At 44.4% G+C, this 20,278-nt stretch carries 12 protein-coding genes; 3 read left to right on the plus strand and 9 right to left on the minus strand.

Annotated features, from left to right (window positions below; translation table 11 throughout):
• Window positions 1-117: 117 nt before the first annotated feature.
• The 3 genes from ACZ5TN_RS09055 to ACZ5TN_RS09065 form a co-directional block, all read right to left on the minus strand.
• Window positions 118-5,358, minus strand: a complete 5,241-nt coding sequence (locus tag ACZ5TN_RS09055; RefSeq protein ID WP_464916560.1) for a vitamin B12-dependent ribonucleotide reductase — start codon at window positions 5,356-5,358, stop codon at window positions 118-120.
• Between the two features lie 190 nt (window positions 5,359-5,548).
• Window positions 5,549-5,986, minus strand: a complete 438-nt coding sequence (locus tag ACZ5TN_RS09060) for a ferritin family protein (RefSeq protein WP_464916561.1) — start codon at window positions 5,984-5,986, stop codon at window positions 5,549-5,551.
• Window positions 5,987-6,793, minus strand: a complete 807-nt coding sequence (locus tag ACZ5TN_RS09065) for an HAD-IIA family hydrolase (protein WP_464916562.1) — start codon at window positions 6,791-6,793, stop codon at window positions 5,987-5,989.
• 144 nt (window positions 6,794-6,937) lie between these two features.
• On the opposite strand from ACZ5TN_RS09065, the gene ACZ5TN_RS09070 reads away from it, so the two are divergent.
• Genes ACZ5TN_RS09070 through ACZ5TN_RS09080 form a run of 3 tightly spaced genes read left to right on the plus strand, consistent with a single transcriptional unit; the run spans window position 6,938 to window position 10,216 of the window.
• Entirely contained in the window at window positions 6,938-8,047 is a 1,110-nt protein-coding gene (locus ACZ5TN_RS09070) for a glycosyltransferase family 4 protein (RefSeq protein WP_011250684.1), read from the plus strand.
• The gene (locus ACZ5TN_RS09075; protein WP_011250683.1) at window positions 8,037-9,158 is read left to right on the plus strand and encodes a glycosyltransferase family 2 protein; all 1,122 of its coding nucleotides are present in this window, start codon (window positions 8,037-8,039) and stop codon (window positions 9,156-9,158) included. The genes ACZ5TN_RS09070 and ACZ5TN_RS09075 overlap by 11 nt, the downstream gene beginning before the upstream one ends.
• On the plus strand, window positions 9,155-10,216 hold the full coding sequence (locus ACZ5TN_RS09080) for a glycosyltransferase family 4 protein (RefSeq protein WP_011250682.1): 1,062 nt from the start codon (window positions 9,155-9,157) through the stop codon (window positions 10,214-10,216). The genes ACZ5TN_RS09075 and ACZ5TN_RS09080 overlap by 4 nt, the downstream gene beginning before the upstream one ends.
• Here the strand turns inward: ACZ5TN_RS09080 and ACZ5TN_RS09085 are convergent.
• From ACZ5TN_RS09085 to ACZ5TN_RS09110, 6 genes are all read right to left on the minus strand, one after another.
• Window positions 10,206-11,573: an ArnT family glycosyltransferase gene (locus ACZ5TN_RS09085; RefSeq protein WP_464916563.1), complete on the minus strand. Its 1,368-nt coding sequence runs from the start codon at window positions 11,571-11,573 to the stop codon at window positions 10,206-10,208. The genes ACZ5TN_RS09080 and ACZ5TN_RS09085 overlap by 11 nt on opposite strands.
• Before the next feature lie 43 nt (window positions 11,574-11,616).
• Window positions 11,617-13,065 (minus strand): hypothetical protein, encoded by a 1,449-nt coding sequence (locus ACZ5TN_RS09090; RefSeq protein ID WP_464916564.1) that lies wholly within the window; start codon window positions 13,063-13,065, stop codon window positions 11,617-11,619.
• Between the two features lie 421 nt (window positions 13,066-13,486).
• Window positions 13,487-14,551: a DUF8203 domain-containing protein gene (locus tag ACZ5TN_RS09095; RefSeq protein ID WP_464916565.1), complete on the minus strand. Its 1,065-nt coding sequence runs from the start codon at window positions 14,549-14,551 to the stop codon at window positions 13,487-13,489.
• Window positions 14,552-14,685: 134 nt separating this feature from the next.
• Window positions 14,686-18,339, minus strand: a complete 3,654-nt coding sequence (locus ACZ5TN_RS09100) for a hypothetical protein (protein WP_464916566.1) — start codon at window positions 18,337-18,339, stop codon at window positions 14,686-14,688.
• Window positions 18,321-19,439, minus strand: coding sequence for a glycosyltransferase (locus ACZ5TN_RS09105; protein ID WP_464916567.1), 1,119 nt, complete (start codon window positions 19,437-19,439; stop codon window positions 18,321-18,323). The genes ACZ5TN_RS09100 and ACZ5TN_RS09105 overlap by 19 nt, the downstream gene beginning before the upstream one ends.
• Window positions 19,440-19,505: 66 nt before the next feature.
• Window positions 19,506-20,261, minus strand: coding sequence for a glycosyltransferase family 2 protein (locus ACZ5TN_RS09110; RefSeq protein ID WP_464917599.1), 756 nt, complete (start codon window positions 20,259-20,261; stop codon window positions 19,506-19,508).
• Window positions 20,262-20,278: the final 17 nt, after the last annotated feature.

Here is a 20,278-nt window from a genome sequence, read left to right on the forward strand (position 1 = left end):
TTCGTCTTCTCAAACTTAAACTTTCCCAATGAGTGGCAGAAGTTAAAACTTCCCCCTTAAAAATGATACTTTGACAGGAATTTGTAAAAATGCCGAAATTGGAGAAAAGGAGAGAGTTCAGCTTATGACGCACTTGCTCCAGCCGCAGCGCGGGCAGGTTGCGCAGCCGCTCTCCATCCTGAGCTCAACGAGCTCGCCGTCCTTCTCGTAGCAGACCGGGCAGTAGGCAACTCCGAGGAGCTCCCTTATCTTCTCCTCTGGGATATCCGGCCTCTTGGCGTGGTGCGAGTGCTCGTGGGCGGGTTTTACGGCGGAGACGTGGGAAACCGAGAATGTCAGCCCTCCAGCCTGGGCGCTCTTCTCCTTTCCGTTCGTCCCGTTAAGGATGGCCTCGACGTTGATGAAGCGCGATAGCCACGGCTCGGCCTCTACTATCGTCTTCAGCTTCTCGACGGCGTAGTCGCTCGGCTTCGCGGGAACCCTCTTCTTCTTTTCACCCTCGACGCTGTAGACCTGAACCGACAGCGAGCCGTCGCGGTAAACCGTCACTCCCTTACAGCCGAGCTTATAGGCGAGCAGGTAGGCAGCTTTCACGTCCTCGACGGTGGCATCGTTCGGCATGTTTATCGTCTTGCTGGCGGAATCAGTCAGCCAGAGCTGGATGTTGGCTTGAGCTAGAATGTGGTCGAGCCAGTGGATGTCCATGGCCGTTACAAAGACCCTCTGCATGTCCTCTGGAATTTCCTCAAGGCCTTGAACTGAACCGTAGTTGTCGCTTATCTTCTTGAGTATCTCATCACTCCAGAGCCCGCGCTTCTTGAGCTCTGCTTCAAACACGGGGTCAACGTAGTAGAACTCTCCAACGGTGACGCTCTTCTTGTAGACGAGGGCGAATATAGGCTCGATTCCGCTGGAGGTGTCGGCTATCATGCTGACGCTTCCGGTCGGCGGGCAGGTGGTCACCATTCCGTTCCTCACGCCGTACTTTTTAATCTCCTCAACGAGTTCGTCCCAGGGCAGGTTCCATATTTCCCTATGGTAGAAGCCCTCGACGGGCAGTTCTCCGTCCTTATACCTGGTCTTCTCGTAGAGCGGGAACGGACCGCGTTCTTTTGCCGCTTCAACGCTCCTCTTGTAGGCGTAGAAGGTCAGGTACTCGGTGGCCTTCCTCATGAAGTCGAAGCCCTCTTTGCTGTTGTAGGGAATGCCGAGCTTGAAGAGGGCATCGGCAAGGCCCATCATGCCAACGCCTATCCTCCTCGTGAGCTTGGTGTTCCTGTCTATCTCCGGGAGCGGGAACTTGTTGACATCGATGGCGTTGTCGAGGTACTTTGCGACCTTCTGGATGACGTAGGCGTACTCGTCCCAGTCGAAGTACGGCTTGCCTTCGTCGTCGTACTTCACGAACTTTGCGAGATTTATGGAGGCCAGATTACAGGATTCGTACTCGTAGAGCGGCTCTTCCCCGCAGTTGTGGCTCATGAAGCCGTTGCTTATGTAGCTGTGATGCTCTGGAACTGTGAAGTCGTAGACGATTTCCTCGCCAAGGACTTCAACACTCTCGACGGTGGCCACAGGCTCGTCGATCTTCGTCTTCTGGAGGCTCAGCTTCTCCATCTTGTAGCCCTCGAAGCCTATCTTCTCGGCGAAGAGCTTCCTGCTGTAGTTAGCTATGACGAGCTCGTAGTAGCCCTCCGCCCTGTAGGTTCTCTCCTCTCCATCCTTGGTCGTGTACTTGAACTCGCTTGAATAAGGTCTCTCGTATATCTTGGAGAGTATTCCAAAGAGCAGGAGAAGATCCTGGACGTCTCTGAGGAGCTCCCTGTCCTTCGATGTAAGCCTTACCGCATTGTCGTTGTCAACGTAGCCGTCGGCACTGAAGAGTCCCCTGAGGAACGCCGCTATTTCCCTCGGCTTGAGCCTGTAGATTATCTCTGGTACTCTCTTCTCATTGCTTCCCACGATGCTCTCAAGCCACCTGTAGGCTTCTCCCCTCACGCCGAGCTTTATCTGGTTGCCGTAGCGGTGGGGCTCGGCTTTAATGCCGAAGTGCTTCGCTAATATCTCCCTGATTTTCCACGCGATATCTTCCTCTTTCTCTGCGTTGAAGTAGAACCAAGCCCTCTTGTCATTAACGTTGAGGTAGCCGTCCCCTATGAACCATCCGAGGACGAAGGCGAGGTCTTCTCCTATGCTCTCGCTTCCGAAGTCCTCCTCTATTTCAAAGCGTGGAAGGAGGATCTCGTCTCCCGGCTTCAGCTCCCCAACTTCTTTCCAGCCCTCGGAAGTCATAAGCCTGTGGTCGAGTGTCGCCGTTATCTCGTAGCCCTGCTTTGTTCTGACCCTTGCGACCTTCTTCTTTCCGACCTTCCAGACGTAGGCCGGGACGGCCACGGGGTCTGCTATTGCGAGGGCCTTTCCATGGACGGTCTCGTACTTGACTTCCTCCTCACCGGGCAGGAGAACCTCCACTGAGTAGGCGTAGGGCTCTCCCTCCTCCGCTATTCCCTCTACTGCAACGGCCTCCTTCTTACCCCTCTCCTTCGCGAGGCTGAACAGTTCCTCTGCCTTGATGTATCCTTCAGGCGTGAGAACCCTCGTGTCCCCGACGACACACGGGTTGGTGGCGCGGATTTTTTCACCCTTTGCAGGCTCCAGGACGTTCCTCCTGTTGATGACGTCGAAGAAGACAACACCCGGGTCGGCCTTGGCCCAGGCCATATAGGCCAGCTCTTCAAACAGGCTCTTGGGGTCGATCTCCTTGACCTTTTCACCGGTGCGCGGGTTGATGAGCGGGTAGCGCTTGCCCTCTTTGAGGGCCTCCCAGAAGTCCTCCCAGAGGCCGACGCTTATGTTGAAGTTGCTGAGGACGTTGGTTCCAGTGTTCTTCTCCTTTGCGTGGATGAACTTCTCTATGTCAGGGTGCCAGACCTCGAGGATGCCCATGTTGGCCCCTCTTCTCACTCCACCCTGCTTTATGACGTCGCTGACGGCATCAATGAGGTGCATGAACGAGACTGGACCGCTCGCCGCTCCAGTGGTGGTCCCGACAAGGTCTCCCTCGGGACGGAGCTTCGAGAAGTTGAGGCCGGTATTGTGGACAAAGACCATCCCGTTTTCTCCAGCGAGATAATTCTGGTACCTCTCAACCGTAAGGTCGTAGAAGGTCTTTGGCTCGTTCGTGACGTTGATCTCCTTAACGACTTCGAGGCCTTCAATGAGGTGGAGCATCCTTTTGACGTCCTCGCTCTTTGTAGTGTCGTAGAGTTTCCTCAGCATCTTCACTAGAACGGCCTTGGAAACGCGTCCTCTCCTGTGCCACTGACCAAGAGATACCTTTTCGTTCTTTATTATAGCCAATGTCTGACTGCCGTTTGTCTTGAACTCAACGCCGTACTTTGAGCTCCATGCCTTAAAATCTTCAAAGCTGAGTGTAAGACCAAATGATCCACCATTATGTTTGCTGAGAAGTTCCTCAAGCTTTATTCTCTTCTCAGAGTTCTGAAGGTTCTTTCCTATGAGTTCGTAGAACCTGAGGAGTGAGGAGTACTCCTCAACATGCATGACGTAATCAACGCCGTCCTTTCTTGGCTTCTCCCGCATCCTGGCTTTTATCCCAAGGGAATTGAGGTAGTATGTGATGTCCTCTATCAGCTTCCTGTTCACCATTCCAAGTTCAACACCAGGTTTGCTGTTAACGTGTCCTTCGGCGTCAAAGAGGCCGGTTATGAACGATAATACTGCATTTCTGCCTTCTTTGAGTATCGGTTGTGGAATCCCATTTGTAATACCTCTCAGAAGCTCTATATAGTGGGATGTTATCCCCTTTGCTTTTATGTCAATGTAATGGATGTTTCTGTCCCTCTGAAGGCTGTACCTCTTTCCAAAGGTTTTTTCAAGATGATCATTGATTATCCCGAGTGTTTCTGTTGTGTAGTCGTATATCCTTAGCCTGTCATAAACGTACTCGTGGCCTTTGACGTGAGAGCGGTATTTGTCTATGCTCCCGTCCCCTGCTATGAATCCCGCGAGCCAGTAATCCAAAAGGAACTCATAGTCATCATCACTTGGCATTCCGCCAACTAGCATATCCCCTTCTCTGAGCTCATCGGCCCTCTTCTCAACAATCTTGAGGTCCTGTGTGAGAACAAAGAACGGATGCCATGGCGACGTTAGAACTCTTGTGCCCTTGTTAGTTTTTATCTCGTACTTAGGAACATCCTCGCCGAGCTCGTACTTCCAAATGACTTTCACCTTTCCTTTGGTGATCTCCTTTGTCGATGGGTCAAAGGATTTCACGTATACTGGAACTTCTTCGACGTTTATCCCCCAGCGGTTGTACTCCGGGTCATAGAACTCACCGAGGTCTTTGTACCTCTCGTACATCTCGGCCATCGTCATGATGTGTTCTTCGCCGTCGTTTTCAAAGATTATTTTGGCGTTTCCGTCTATACATCCCCCTCCGGCCTTCTGTATCATCGCCACGTCGTGGGCCGCTTTCATGATGCTCTCCATATCGTCTTCAATCGGGACGACGAAGCAGGCCGAGAGCATTCCAAGGGGCCTTCCTGAGTTGATGAGCGCCGGGGTGTTGGGCATGAAGTACTGCCCCGTCATCAGCCTGAAGTACTCCTCTATCTCGTCCTCGTAATTGTCAAAGGCGCCGTTCTCGAGCATCTTCAGGACTTTGTCTATGGGGAGCTTCATCTGGCCCTTCTCGGCCAGCTCGCGGTAGAGGTTGAGGAGCCGCTCAAAGTGCCACTTGTTGAGCCTGAACCTGCCTATCGAGAACTTTCCGTCGTACTCATCGAGGTTTTCGCGGTATCTTTCAATGGCACTAACGTCTTGTTCGTGTCCGCCGTTTTTGTCAAAGACCCTCTCGTCGTAGAGGATGTCTGGGATGACTGCAAGGATTGCAACCCTCTCGAAAAGCTCCCTCGGGCTCTCGATTATCTCTCCCTTCTCGTTCTTTATCAGGTAGCGGGAAGCGAGAACGCGGAGTGCGTTGAGGGAAAAGCGCTTGTCAATCTCATCCAGCTTGTCCTTGTTGAGTATCTTCTTCTTTTCTTCACGGATTTCGGCCTTCTTCTTGCGGTAGAGGATGTATGCCTTTGCTACATCAAAAAGACCAGCGCGCATGAGCTCAAGCTCGACTATGTCCTGTATGTTCTCTATGTTCGGAATCTGGCCGCCATAGAGCTCGTTTACCCTTCTCACAACGCGCCTGACAACCCTGTTGAGAAGCTTCTCATCCCTGACGCCGACTTCAAGCATTGCCCTCTGTATAGCCCACCTTATACGCTCCTTATCAAAGGGCACAATTCTACCGTCTCGTTTCATCACTTTTTCAACAGGCATATAAACACCCCTGTCATAATTGATAAACACATACGTGTCTATTGGTATTATGGACAGCGGGTAGGGCTATGGGGGAAAAGGTACATATACCTTACCCTGCTTCAGCTTGGCATGTTGACAAAAAATGTCTGTGATGTTTGCATAACGGTGCAGCCATGTTAAAAAAGGGGGCATCACAATGCTGGACGAATTATCCATCGATCTTTTCGTATATAAGCCTCAGTCTGTAGGCGTGTTTCAGCTCTTCTCCTGCCATCATTCGGAATATCTGCGACAGACTTCCCTCCAGGATGTGCGAGAGCTTTGTGTAGAGTTCGTACGCATGTTTCTCCCTTATCAATGCCTCCACTATCAGCTCCTCGAGGCTATCGGGGTGTGCCCTTTCGTCGTGCACCATCGGCTCCAGTTCAAGCTCGTCCATGTAATCGAGGAGGAGCCCTTCGATTGTACCCTCCGAAAGAAGGTTCTCGAGGGTCTTTCTGTGTCTGAGTTCTTCCTCGGCGAGCTGGGCGAAGTCGTCCCTCAGGTCGGGCCTCTCAAAGAGTGCAAAGGTCTCACCGAGCTTGTATAGGTTGTAGAGCTCGTTTTCCTGCCAGATGACCCTCTTTATAAGCTCTCCTGCGTCCATCTAAAGGGCAGCCTCCAGATACCTTTTCAGCTCCCCCACATCGGGGAGAACGAGGTTCGGCTTTATCCCGCTTTCGGCAACGTCCTTGAGCGTGCTTACACCCGTGAGCACCATTATGGCCTTCATGCCGAAGCGCTTTGCGAACGCTATATCGGTATCGAGCCTGTCGCCGACCATCCAGAGCTCTTCAACGTCTCCAAGTTTGTCCTTAACGACTTCATAGGCCGGTTCGTTTGGCTTGCCTATGATCACTGGCTCTCTGTCCGTTGATGCCCTGAGGGCGGCTATTATTGCCCCAGCACCGGGGTAGAGCCCTTCCTCCGCTGGATATGTCGTGTCCGGGTTCGTCCCTATGAAGCTTGCCCCGTTCCTTATAGCGAGCGTTCCGTACTTGAGCTTCTCGTAGGTTAACTCGGGGTCAAGGCCCACAACGACGTGCTTGATCCTCTTCCAGGCGCCTTTCCTAGCATCTTCAAGGCTAACAACTCCCCAGCCGAGGCGCTCCATCTCTCTGAGAAGCCCCTTTCCACCGATAACGAAGACCTCCCCCGGTTCGAAGTGTCTCTCCATATAGAGCCTCGTGGCCAGGCCCGAGGTGACTATAACATCTTCCGGCACGTCTATGCCCATCGAGAGGAGCTTTTCCCTGTACATTGCGGGGTCTCTCGTGGAGTTGTTCGTGAGGAACAGGAAGGGTATTTTCCTTTCTTTCAGGAACTCGATGACCTCTTTTGCACCATTTATCGGCTCGCTGCCTCTGTAGATGACGCCGTCCATGTCGAAGATAATGCCGATTTTTCTCGTCATGAGGGAAAAGAGGAAGAGGGAGTTTAAAAGTTCACTGTTTATGACCAGTTGTTGCTACTGACCTCCTCCCCGCCCTAAAGGACGAGGCTTGTTTTAAAGGGAAAAGTCAGCTTTTTAAATGCCTGCACGTGACCAATCAATGTCATGAAAATCGCTTATGTGTACGATGCGGTTTATCCCTTTGTAAAGGGTGGAGTTGAAAAAAGAGTATATGAGATAGGTAGAAGGCTGGCAAGAAAACATGAAGTTCACTGGTTTTCTCTGAATTGGGATGGGGAGCTGGACGACATATTGGTACACAGAGTTGGCAACTGGAAGCGTTTTTATCATGGAGATCGGAGATCCATTGGAGAGGCTCTGTACTTTGCCCAAAAGCTCCTTCTAAAATTTGGGGGAGAGTACGACATAGTTGACTGTCAGGAGTTCCCGTATTTCTCGTGTTTTTCGACTAAACTCCACAGCATACTAAAGAGAACTCCCCTGGTACTCACGTGGCATGAAGTCTGGGATGGGCATTGGTATGAGTACCTGGGAAAACTGGGGGGTATTGGAAGGAGAGTTGAGAGACTGACCACTAGATTAACCCCCCATAATATTGCGGTTTCAAGATTTACTCAAAAACGGCTGTTGAGGTTTGGTGTTCCTAGTAGGGTTATACCAAATGGGATCGACTTTGAAAAAATAAGGTCTGTCCCCCGTTTAGAGGGAGTTGACTATGATGTACTCTTTGTTGGACGTTTGATACGTGAAAAAAATGTAGAGCTGCTTGTACGTGCTGTCCAGATTCTCAAAACTGAGATACCAGACATAAAGGTGCTAATAATTGGGGATGGTCCCGAGAGGAGGCGTTTGGAGCGACTTTCAGAGGAGCTCAATTTGGTTGAAAACGTTGATTTTAAGGGATTTCTAGATGAATATGAAGCGGTTATTTCCCACATGAAGGCCTCAAGAGTCTTTGTGCTACCTTCTATCCGTGAGGGTTTCGGGATAACGGCGCTGGAGGCCAATGCATCCGGCATTCCTGTTGTTACTGTTGTTCATCCCTTGAATGCCGCTGCTGAGTTGATAGTTCATGAATACAATGGATTTCTGGCGTTTCCAAATCCTGGTTCTCTCGCGGAGAGTATTCTAGTGGCGCTGGATCACGGTAAAAAGCTTAAAAGAAATTGCGTTAGGTATGCCAGGAACTACGATTGGGATAACATAACGAGGTTGATCGAAAACTTCTACGAGAGGGTCGCAGATGACAGTTGAAGTCTCCGTGATTTTGCCCACAATGAACGAGGAAGATGCAGTGAAAATAATAATCCCTCAAATAAAGGAGACTCTGGAAAGGTTGGGCGTTTCCTATGAGATAATTGTGGTGGATAAAAGTACGGATGCAACACCCAAAATCGCGGCTGAATTGGGTGCGAGGGTAATCCGTCAGAAAAGAAGAGGCTATGGAGACGCATACATTGAGGGGTTCAAAGTTGCTCGGGGAAAGTACATCGTGATGCTGGATCCGGATGGGAGCTATGATCCCCGCGAGATTCCGAAGTTGCTGGAACCTCTACTGAAGGATGAGGCAGATTTTGTCATTGGGACCAGACTTAAGGGAATGATCGAACCCGGTGCAATGCCGTGGCTTCATCGGTACATAGGAAATCCTCTTCTGACCAAGGTCCTCAATCTGTTTTTTAAAGCTGGAGTCTCCGATGCCCACTGCGGCTTCAGGGCGATAAAAAAAGAGGCATTGCAGAGGCTTCCTCTGAAATGCCGTGGAATGGAATTCGCAAGCGAGATGGTCATAGAGGCGGCAAAAGCAGGTTTAAAGATTAGGGAGGTGCCCATAACTTATCGCCCAAGGATTGGGGAATCCAAACTGAGTTCGTTTAGGGATGGGTGGAGGCATCTGAGGCTGATGCTACTTTATTCGCCATCCCACTTGTTCCTTCTTCCGGGGTTGTTTTTGATGATTACTGGGATAGTTCTCCTGGCCTACGCTTCCAATACGGACCCGCTCAGGGTACATACTATGATTCTGGGAAGCCTTTTGACCATAGTTGGGTTCCAGGTGATAAACTTTGGAATCTCTGGAAAGGTCTACGCCGTTAGGGAAGGACTCGATAAACCAGATAAAATCACGAAATTTTTCATGAGATATTCGATATTGGAAGAAGGCCTTATGTTTGGGGGAATATTGTTCATCGCCGGTTTAACATTGGGAATTAGAATATTCTTGAAGTGGAGGGCCTTAGGTTATGGGGAACTGTTTGAAATTAGGTCAGCCATAATAGTGCTGACCTTGATAGCCATGAGCATCCAGCTGATATTCTTCTCGTTTTTCGTTAGCTCCCTAATGTTGAAGGAGGAGTTTGAATGAGGGTTCTGCTCGTTGCTCCCTATTTTTATCCAGAAGGCGGCGGGCTGGAGAGATACGCCTATAAGATGGCAAAGGAGCTGAGCGAGGAAAATGAGGTGGTTGTCGTATGCGCAACAAAACTATATGAAAGAACTGAAAAAATTGGCAATATTAAAGTGATACGAAAAAAACCCAACCTCATTATCTCGAACACACCTGTTAGGGTTCTCCTGCCGTTCGAGCTTATACGGATGATTAAGAGACAGAATTTTGACGTTATAATTGCCCACACACCGGTACCGTTTTTTGCGGATGTTGCCTCTTTTGCTGCGAAGCTTATGGGAAAGCCTATAACAATTGTTTATCACACCGGCGAGCTGAAGAAGGGTTCCTGGACTGATGTCCTGGCAGGGTTTTATGAGAGAACGGTTGAAAAGATGACTTTGCGGAATACTAAAATCATATCAGTTTCCCGATATGTCCAGAGGATTTTGGGGAGGAAGGGGTTTCATTCAAAAGTGGAATACCCGAAGATTGATGAGGCGTTCATTCTTGAAAGACCCGATTTCAGAGGTGATGGGAATACTGTTCTCTTTGTTGGCCAACTTGGCAGGTTCCATAGATGGAAAAACCTCGATTTATTGTTAAGGGCTTTGGTTTTGGTCAAGCGGGAAATCCCCGATGTTAAGCTTGTTGTGATCGGCGGAGGAGACCTAATAGGCTATTACACGAAATTAGCCGAGGATTTGGGCCTGGAAGGCAACGTTGAATTTCTTGGACGGGTGAGCAGGGAGAGGCTTATCAGCAGTTATAAATCGGCTAAACTCCTGGTTTTGCCGTCATCCAAGAGCGAGGCCTTTGGGATGGTTGTCGTGGAGGCCCTCGCTTTGGGGACTCCCGCCATAGTCAGCAGAGTTGGGGAATTTCCGGTAATCGTTGATGATAAAAAGAGCGGGCTCCTGGCTAGACTGGATGAGCGGGATATAGCAGAAAAGATCCTTTTTTTGCTTGAGGATGAGAAGATGAGGAGAAAAATGGCAGTAACGGGGAGAAAAGCGATTAAACGCTTTATTTCCTGAATTTCCAGAGCTTTAAATCACTTGAAACGACGTATTTCTTTATAGCACCTTTCTCCTCAGCATGAATTAGCAGGTATGGGCCCACGGAATAGATTTCAAGCTCACGGATTTCTTGGGGATTCTCCCTAAAATTAACCCAGCTCTTGAACGTTATCAACCAGTCTGGATCGAGCTCTACGGCCTTCTTTATGTTCCTGTCTGCCCAGGTCCAATTTTTAAAACCAATGAGTGCGGGATGGGGGGTTCCAACGAAAAACTCTTCCGGGGCTGCCCTCTCTTTTAGGATGTTGAACACCTTCCTATCGTACCAGTAGCCGTAGTCTTGAATTCCCTTTGCCCCTATGTCGCTGAGCTTTAGGACGGCGGCGTTGAGGAGAATGAGCTGTACAATCAGAAACAGCGCTATCCATTTCTCGACAGTTAGAATATTCAGGGGCTTAATTTTCGATTTAAAGTTGTTGTAGAGCTCGATTATGCCATACCCAGAGAAGATGCTCATTAACGCCAATGGTCCAAAGGTGTAGCGCTCGAACGGGCCGTTAAGGATGAATCCATTAACTCCGTTCAGCGTTATCACTGATGGCAGTATCATTAACAGGATGTCCCTATGTGTTTTGTCGTGTTTTGTCCCGTATATAAACCCAACAACTATCAGGACATAAGCAACTGAAAATTCAAGCCAGCTCCGCGCTAGTCTCAGCACAATGTAGCGGGCTCCCCATTTTAATGTATCTCGCGCATTGTAGCCTATGGGACTTTGGTATACACTGATCGATGCTATAAACAGGAGATTCAATACTATGGGAAATGCCGAGATCATCAGAATTTTCAAGAACTCTTTTCTCCTTTTTCTCCACGCGTACACCAAAAAGAAAGGATACGTTGTGAGCCAAGTTTCCCTCGCACAAAAGGCCAAGCCCATTGAAAGAGATGCTGTAAGGGGCTTTTCCTCGAAATAATAGATCGCCAAGAGTATGAAGAGCGTCCCCCATGGCTCCAGGGTGTATCTTGCCCCGTATCTTAAAGCTACAAACGAAAAAAGGAACATTAGAGAACTCAGGAATCCGGCTTTTTTTCCATGATATCTTTTGGCAATTTCATAGATCAGGATTGTGTCTATTAGCGTTGCGAAGGCTGTTGCGGCCCTGGGTAGAAACACCCTGAGGTCGACACTATCAAATGCCATCAGGGGCGACGTTAGAATGAAAACGAGCGAAGATCTGGGCAGAAATTCGAAGTGGAGTACTTTCATTGAGATGTTCAAGTATAACATCTCATCCTGGAAAAGCCTCAGCGTGAATAAGGGGATAAAGATCATCACAACCCAGATTAGGACTAGTTTAGTTCTCTCTTCCATCTGTTGATTCCCTCATTATTTTTGTTTTTAAGGCTTGATGCTCCTACCCGCTCTTTTCTTTTTTGCTTTTACTCTTTATTTCGTAGATTATGAATCCTTCCTCGGTTTCCCCAACTATCTCAATCTCTTCGATGCTCACTTTACCCTTGGGGACTGTTGCTTTAGCCCCAGGTGAAGTTTCACCGTTCTTTGAGTGTAACCTCAGCAAGCCGACAACGGTCCCTAGGGCAAAAATTGCTATCGCCGGATAAACGGTGAACGTGTCCTTTGATAGGTACATCAACAATGCGAGCAGGTAGACGCTGGAGACCTCTCTTATACTTTCCCTGTCCCACTTGGGCTCCAGGTACTCGACCCACTCGTTTAGAACACCGACGAGGAGGAGATAATACACCACGATTGCAACATCGTTGGCGTAGTTCTCGGCCCCAAGCGCTAGTATGACCGCCGCTATTATCAGTCCCACCACTGCGAAGAACACGAATCTCTGTCCGATTGAAAACTCCCTGTATGTTTTAACCAGCAACCTCCAGTATCTTCTGATCAGGAGGATAATCCCGAGGAGTGAAAACGCTGAGAACACAACTAGCAAAATCCATTCGAGGTTTGGCTTTACCGTTATTTTTCCATTCAGCTCTTTCGTCTCCCTGCCCGCGGGAGTTATGTAGAACTTCAGGGTGTATCTGCCGGGGGGAGTGATCACTGGGAGTTTGGATTCCTGGAATATGTGGACAGTTTTTCCCTCCCTGTATTCGCGCCAGGAGGGGTGCTCGTACGAGAACACTTTGATTCCAAGGTAATACACATCGAGCCTTATGTCTATCTCATAGATTACTCCCTTTTTGTTGGTTATGTAGAAGTCCGCCCTTATGGTATCCCCGGGGTGGTAGGTTTTGTTTAGAAAGACTTCGACTTTGATATCGTCATCGTCAATTGAAAGCTTTTGAGAGTTTTCATAGGGTATGGTTCCTTTTCCAATTTCTTGAGATGTTGTGGTTTCGGTCTTTTTTGGTGCCCCGGTTTTAGTTTGAGTCATGCTCTCCATCTCTGGTTTTTCTGTTGGCTTAGCTTCGCTGACGGTGAAGTTATCAATGTAAACCATCCCAGTGCCGTTTATCGCAATCACCAGGGAAGAAAACGTCGCCCCTTCAGCTGGTAGGGCGACTATTTCGACGTTTTTCCATCCAAACGAGCCGTTTCCTAGGACTGTAACGTTCTTGGCGAACATGAAAGTTCTGTTCTCGGCAAAATAGGCAATCTCCGCTAAAACCTCTTTAGTACCCTCGCTCCTTATTGAGAAGGAATATTTTAGGGTTGTATTTATTGGAAATAGCGGGGAGATTAGGGTGTTAAGCCCGCTCCGTGTGGAGGCTGCTTTTATTATTCCATTTTCCATCAGGGTTATATTAACGCCATGGCCCATCCATTCTTCCTGGGCCAGAGCGAAAGTGAACAACATAGTGATTAACATTAGAGAGACTAACTTTTTCATAGGATTCACCTATTAAAGTCTTTGATTCTTGCATAAGTCTTTATGTCCCAATTTTGGTCATGAGCTTTAAAATTTTCTTAATGTGGGAGATTTTGGGAAGAAAAGAAACAGATAGGGATAGAGAAGAAACACGAGATCTCTGGTGATACTAACGTTCTATCGCTAGATCAGCGTAAAAAACCGGCGGATGACTAGCTTCTTTGTTCATTTACTTTTTTCTTTTGAAAGCCTCACCCTTCGGGGCGGAAGGGGATCAGGCTTCACTTATCGGGGATATTTTGCTTCTGGGAGAGTCTTTGAGAACAGACCATTTATAAAACAATAGAAAGTACGGGGATATGAGATCAGATAACGGGCACACTCCCTACCGGGAGTGCACCCTCATTATGACGTTTAATCTTCAGGTATAAAAATCTATCGGTCAGACCCCGTTAGCGTTTGTCTCGTAGCGTTCAATGATTTCCAATATAGAATGTATCTCTATTGGATATTTAAGTACTTTTTTAAGATACTCAGCTCTTTTCTTGCTTTCATCTCCGAAGCAAACAATAATATCATTCTCTCTTATATTATAGGCATCTTTTTCAAGCGATATAAATTTCAACCCTCCCCCAATATCGGAGGCAAATCTAAGAAGATATTGGAAGGACGGGGAATTCTCTATAACTGTTCTTTCTTCCTTTCCCATTAATCCTTCGGTTAAAACATAAAGCATTGGCCTTGCGAGGTAGTCTCTAATTGGAATCTTCCTGTGTGAATATGGTGCTAGGTATTTAACATCTCTGTTTCCACTATAAGATACTTTAAAATTATCAAGACCTAAGTGCTTTTCATTAAGCTCATACATCTCTCTAACTCCCAGGCGGATGTTTTGTTCCATAATTTTCCTATAAACGTATTCGACTATGATGTCTGCAGTGGAGATAAAAAGATTAACTTGATCCCCCTTTGGGAAGATAACTGGCCGGTTAGATACTGTTATATCATCCCATGCGTAGGTATATTCCTGTTCATCGAAATTGTCCAGATAAACTTTGATGCTGTTAAGTCCAAGCTCTCTTATTGATTTCCATGCGGTTATGTATGAGAAATAACTCGTTAGCTTGTCTATAAACTTCATGGGCTTTTCCGTCTTTACTGTATTGTCCTTGGAGTAATATTTAACCTCCCTTAAACGCTTCGTGTTGAATATAGAGAACACAAAACTAACGGTGACTTTAGATTCATTGATCAGGGAAACAAAGTCCTCTATAATTTCGTTAGATTTATCATGACCAAAGAGCGACTTTATGTCTTTGCTTTTGAATACGTATCTTGGATTCTTAGTGTTGAGATTACCTTTAAGGCTCTCAAAATAGTTGATGTAATTCTCTTTGAATTTTTTGGGGTCTTCGAACAATAAAGCGACACCAATGTTTGCCTTAAACTGCTTTTTACGTACAATAACAAGTGACTTTGAGTCTGCAGACAATATTTTATCCGTCATGTGATTTCCCCGATCTGAGTATCTCCTATGGGATTTATTAAATTTTTTACAAATCTTCAGTCTGTTTATTGTTCTTGAAATATCAACGTGAAAAGTTTCACAAAGCTGAACTCGTGACCCGAAACTTTCTCTAGTTAAGGGCATAATTTTCGTTTAACTTTGCCGGTTAGTTTTTTGAACTTCTTCTCTAGCCTCTTGGCCCATTTGTCTCCCTTTTCTCTTCTCCAGTCATAGAAGATGTAGAATACACTGAGGAGGAAAGTTGTTAAGGATACCATCAGTCCCCTCTCGAACCAGTCCTGAGGAGTGTATCTCAGGACTATTTCAAGGTCCCCTGTCTGATTAATCCAGAAGCCGTTGATGACTCCGTATACCGGAACTGGGGAGACTTTTTCCACGAGTTTGCCATCCTTGTAGACTCTCGCCTCCCACAGCGGATCATAGGATTCGGCGAAGGTTAACATGAAGGGCTTTGTTGCGTTGACTTTGACCTTCCAGAGGGTTGGGTTGATCTTTGTGTAGTCCTGGACTGTGGCGGGAGTTTCATTTGTTTGGAAGAGTTCTTCGAGTGTTTCGTTTTTATCAGTTGAGTAGAGCCAGACCACGTCCAAGAGGGCGTCCTTTGATGTAGGGGTTATTTCTAATTTGTATTCTCCATTTCTCAAGTAGAACAGTGGGGTATATTCAAATGTTGAATTGTTTACAGTTAAAACATACTTATAGTCTCCTATGGATATATTAAATGTACCATTGCCCTTTAATGCAAGTCTGTAGGTACTGTTCTTCACTATCTCCACGTTTTGCCATGCTTTTCCCTTCTGGTCGAATTTTATGGCCTCTCCGTTACTTGCGTTGAAGTCTTTTATAATCTCGGTGTTTTCCCTGTATAAATCGGATTCTGCTTCGAAGAGATATATTATGGTTTTGTTCTGCAATAGTTCTATGGCCTCTTTTCTTGCTTTATTGTACTCTTTTTCAGGTATTAACGCAAATAGATTAACTGCGTTAAATCCCCTAACGTTCTCAAGGATTATCTTGTGTTTTCCTTTTTCAAGCTTGAATGTTCCTAGATCTTCCCAAACGAATTTGTTAAGCTGGTCTTTGGTCTTGATATAAATTGGAGTTCCATCTAAATAAACCCTTATTGCGCCGCCCTTCTGGTTCTTAAAGTAGCGGATGAAGAGCTTGTAATTGTCAGTTTTATCGACTTTGAATGGGATGTCAAGAGTTACGGGTTTGGTGTAGTTTGTTATGTCATAGACTTTCACGTCATCTATCCAGATTATGTTAGGTAGCGGTTTATCTGTTTCGTGGCCATGCCATATCTGGAGTTGGATATAGCGGGTATCTTCACTTTGGGGCTGGTAGTTGAAAGAAATTGTTTTCCAGTTGAAAGTTCCGGATCCAACTCCCGTAATATATTTTCCTGAGATAATTTTTTTAGATTCATTCAATTCAAAAATTTTGATATGTACTTCATGGGCATTTTGTGCTTTTATTTTTAAGGTTATGTAAAATACCCTGCTAGAGTTAGCAGGTATTAAAGGAGAATTTATTGTTTTCCAACCCCATGAAGATCCATATAGTTCAGCCCTAAGAGCGTTATACTCTGGATCAAATTTTAAGCTTTGATTTACTCCCCATTGAGTATGAGGCGTATAATTCTTCCATACTTTAATTGAATAGTTATTATTAAATGACCAATTTACGCTAGGGGGAATATCCTTAAGAATACTTTGTAGGAATTCTCGTTGTGCCCAAGTGAATACCACACCATAATTGTAGTCAGATTGCCAGTTTTCAATATTGAACTCCTTAAGATAGGGATGAAATTCCCCATGGAGGGGATCAGAAGTATATGCAATAGACCAATATCTTTCAGGTGCACCGTTATTTGTCCAGTCTTTTGATGGGAGGAGTATACTATTACTGGTATGATATGTAGATACAAACTGTGAGCCAATGTACTCTTTAATCAGTGATCCAAGACTTGTAATATAGGCTCTACTTTTATACTTGCATAGACTAAACGAGTCCCTATTGTTAATCATCACTAATGCATTGGGGGAAAATGAATAAAACAGGCTATACAATAAATTACCATTCTCTTCTGCACAATTAAGTAAGTTGTAACTAGTAAATACGTCTGAAGATGAGTTTTTTAGAGAACAGACTGTTAAATATCCTTTATTGAGGAGTGATGATTGTTCGAAAGTGTAGTTTACAGCAAAATTTTTCGCTCCTAAAATATCTGTTCTGTAAACTATGTACATAATGTTGAGGGATGATAATAAATTATATGGTGCTTCTTTCTGTTGCAAGAGCTTTATAAATTCAAAATTCCTATTGTACTCTGATCCTATAGAAAATTCTAGATTAGTAGAAACGGCCTTGCTAGAATTCCACGTATATCTCCATGTTCCCAGTACCGATGTGGCTTCTTTTGGGTATATCCATAAGAGTTTACAATTGGTATTTATTTTATTATAGGCATCATAATACTCTGTAGGTATCTGCGTTGGTGAGTATACTTCTGAGATATACAGCTTGAAGGGCGAGCTAAAAATATTGACCATGACCAATATCAACAATAAAATTATCGATAATTGTTTTATTCGTGGTTTATTTATTGAGCTGATACCTACAATACTCGTGAGAGTCAATATTGGTGGAATAAGGACACTAAGTTTACCCCATTCTCTAAATGGGGCAAATAGATTTAGGATTTTAGTATTTTCGAATATCTTAAGAATACTTAATAAGAGAACATTATTGGTACCTTGGACTAAGAATAGTGTTATTAATAATAATGTAATAGCAGGTAATAAAATATAAAGCTTGCTTTTTGTTTGTGAATTTAAAAGTCCAATCGATAAAACGATTGAAAATATTATGATTCCAGATATCCTGAAGAGAATATTTTGATGTATAAATTCAAGAGGAACTTGTGGCCACCAATTGTTGGAAAAACTAAGTACTTTGATCATAGTTCCATACCTTGATAACATCTGAAGTTCTTGGAGAGTAATAGGAATGGGATACCCCCCGCTCGCGGAATTAAATAACACAAGGAAGATGCCTGAATTTAGTAAAAAATACAATCCAAACACTCCTACCACAAAAGAAGTAGCTCGTTTAAAGTCCCCTTTGCATATTCCGATAAGTACAAGCATAAATGTAAGCATAGAGATATATATAAAAGTATGTGGTATTATCCCATATATGGCAAAAATGATAGCATACAAGATAACATTCCTTTTATCGCCTCTTGAAATGAAGCTCATTCCAAAGTATAACAAAAGGGGAAATACTGCATATCCGGTCCATATCCAAAAGTGTCCTATTCTTTCTGTGCTCCATAAATTAAGGTAATAGAAGATTGATAATCCAAAAAATAGAATATATTGAGCCCTGGTATCATCAATGAATAATTTAATCAAACTTCCAATTCCATATAATCCTAATGATACGGAGAGCAGTATGATTAAACTTTGAACTTGACTATCTGTCAAGTTGAATATTTTTGAGAGTGCACTTAATGATTCTAGCAGGAGTGCTCGATTGACGTCAAGAGCCTGTGAACCTAAGTGTTGATTGAATACATAGAACGTTTGATTAAATCTGTCAATTCCTGAGTAGGGATTTACAATTGTAGAAAAGTCTCCATACATAAAGTGTAGCCTGTCGTTGAACAATGGGGAAATTAGTGGGGAATATTCATAAAATATTGTTATCATACTTAGTAAATATGGGATGAGAATAATTAATTTCATAAGATATTTTCCCATAATTTATCACCTATTCTATTACTAATTATGTTTAGTAGCCTTTTCGTAGACTCCCTACTTGAGAATTGCTTGGAGTGATCTCTTATTAACTTATAATCAAGTTTAATATCTCCGTCATTTAAAATTGAATTCAAAAATGTTATAAATTCCTCTTTATTTTGCGTTAACCATCCCGTTTTTCCGTTTAGAACGATTTCTTGGGGACCCATCACATTAAACGCTAATACAGGTGTTCCACATGCTATAGATTCTGCTATTACGTAACCAAACATTTCCCACTTTTGTGGACATATAGTCAGTTTACAACTGGAGTATATTTCTGCTAGTTTTTCATCAGAAACTCCAGAAACTGGGGTAACTCTATACTTTTTCTGCAGTCTCTCTTTAAGAACCCTGTTACCCATAACGAGAATTTCAATATTATTTTCTCTTAGAATCTCACAAACTCTCGTTACAACGTCTTCATCTGTGTCCCCTGCATTAGATCCCAGATAAAGTAACACTTGATTCTTTTTTTCTTCAGTTTTAGGAGTGAAAATGTCTGTGTCTACTGGAGGATAGACAATCCCATGAGGCTCAATCCCATAGAGAATATGTAAAAGTGTTGCTGTTATGTTACTATTAGCTATAATTATGTCCTGTTCTCCTAGATATTTTTTGTATGGTCTCTTTACAATATCAAATGGTATAATTTTTGGGATTGTATATAACAGCTTCTCTTTAAATGTTAAATAGTCATTGCTAAACACATCTCCTATAGCATGTATACCAAACAGAATTTGCACGTATACTGCCGTTTTTATTTCTGTTTTCTTTTTTAGCTTTGATGCCCACCTAAGTCTCCGGATATCATCATCTAAAATAAGGATGTCTGGCATGGTATCATTTACAAAATTTAGTAATTCGTTGAAGTTTTTGATGTTTTTAACTTGAGTATATTCTAAATTTTCCTTGATAAAATTTGTTAGTTTATTACTACAATTATACAAAATAAAATAAACATCTTGACTTTTAGAAAGTTCTTTAGCCCAAGTCATAAAGGGTCTAACAACACCCTCATAGGGTTTGTCTGCGTGTGTTAGGAAAATTGCGATTTTCACTTTCTTCCCCCCCATGACTAGTCCTGCACTTGCGGCTAAATACTCCAATCCCTTTAAAACAATTACTCAGGCAGCCAAATGAGGTTTGCTCCAAAATCTCTTCCTTTTAAAAAACAACCCAAACCTGTAAAACAAGCTTATCTGCTTGTTTCCATACTCCCTATATTTCGATTTATATCTTCTGGCTGTCTGTCCATAATAATACTTCTTTTTGAGCCATTTTATTAGTGAAAAGTTTTCTTCATGGTGAATAATATGGGATTCTATTCTGGCTTTGACATTGAATCCAAGTTTCTCAATCTTCTGAGGGAGTGTAGATTCCTCAAAAAATACAACGTCTTCATCAAATCCCCCTACTTGTAGAGCTAAATCCCTTCTGAAAAATCGTGCGGATTCTATTTCAGTTCCAGTATAGAAACTTCTCTCGAAATCTCTAACCTTCACCCAATAACTATTACCGACAGAGCGCTCTGGGATTATTATCCCCCCGATTTTGGGATCTGATTCAATTAACATAACACACTCCTCTATAACCTTTGGAGTTAATCCCATGTCAGAATCAATAAAAAGGACGTATTTCCCATTTGCCTTTTTTAACCCGATATTCTTCGCTTTTGTCCTCTCGCTCTTGATTTGGATAACTTTTGCATTGTATTTTTTACATATCTCAACCGTTTTATCTTGGGAAAAATTGTCAACGACGATAACCTCTATGTTTTTGTAGGTCTGGTTTTTGATTGATTCTAAGCACTTTCCAATAGTTTTTTCTGAGTTGTACGTGGGAATAATCACAGAGACCAGCGGCATCTCTTTATTCTCCATCTCACTCACCGGCCAGA

The sequence above is a fragment of the Thermococcus sp. JCM 11816 genome (assembly GCF_055396515.1).

What these genes read in the sequence shown, in the direction of transcription:
- ACZ5TN_RS09055 (WP_464916560.1), bottom strand. Translation starts at nt 5,358, where the DNA reads ATGCCTGTTGAAAAAGTGATGAAACGAGACGGTAGAATTGTGCCCTTT.
- ACZ5TN_RS09060 (WP_464916561.1), bottom strand. Translation starts at nt 5,986, where the DNA reads ATGGACGCAGGAGAGCTTATAAAGAGGGTCATCTGGCAGGAAAACGAG.
- ACZ5TN_RS09065 (WP_464916562.1), bottom strand. Translation starts at nt 6,793, where the DNA reads ATGACGAGAAAAATCGGCATTATCTTCGACATGGACGGCGTCATCTAC.
- ACZ5TN_RS09070 (WP_011250684.1), top strand. Translation starts at nt 6,938, where the DNA reads ATGAAAATCGCTTATGTGTACGATGCGGTTTATCCCTTTGTAAAGGGT.
- ACZ5TN_RS09075 (WP_011250683.1), top strand. Translation starts at nt 8,037, where the DNA reads ATGACAGTTGAAGTCTCCGTGATTTTGCCCACAATGAACGAGGAAGAT.
- ACZ5TN_RS09080 (WP_011250682.1), top strand. Translation starts at nt 9,155, where the DNA reads ATGAGGGTTCTGCTCGTTGCTCCCTATTTTTATCCAGAAGGCGGCGGG.
- ACZ5TN_RS09085 (WP_464916563.1), bottom strand. Translation starts at nt 11,573, where the DNA reads ATGGAAGAGAGAACTAAACTAGTCCTAATCTGGGTTGTGATGATCTTT.
- ACZ5TN_RS09090 (WP_464916564.1), bottom strand. Translation starts at nt 13,065, where the DNA reads ATGAAAAAGTTAGTCTCTCTAATGTTAATCACTATGTTGTTCACTTTC.
- ACZ5TN_RS09095 (WP_464916565.1), bottom strand. Translation starts at nt 14,551, where the DNA reads ATGACGGATAAAATATTGTCTGCAGACTCAAAGTCACTTGTTATTGTA.
- ACZ5TN_RS09100 (WP_464916566.1), bottom strand. Translation starts at nt 18,339, where the DNA reads ATGGGAAAATATCTTATGAAATTAATTATTCTCATCCCATATTTACTA.
- ACZ5TN_RS09110 (WP_464917599.1), bottom strand. Translation starts at nt 20,261, where the DNA reads ATGGAGAATAAAGAGATGCCGCTGGTCTCTGTGATTATTCCCACGTAC.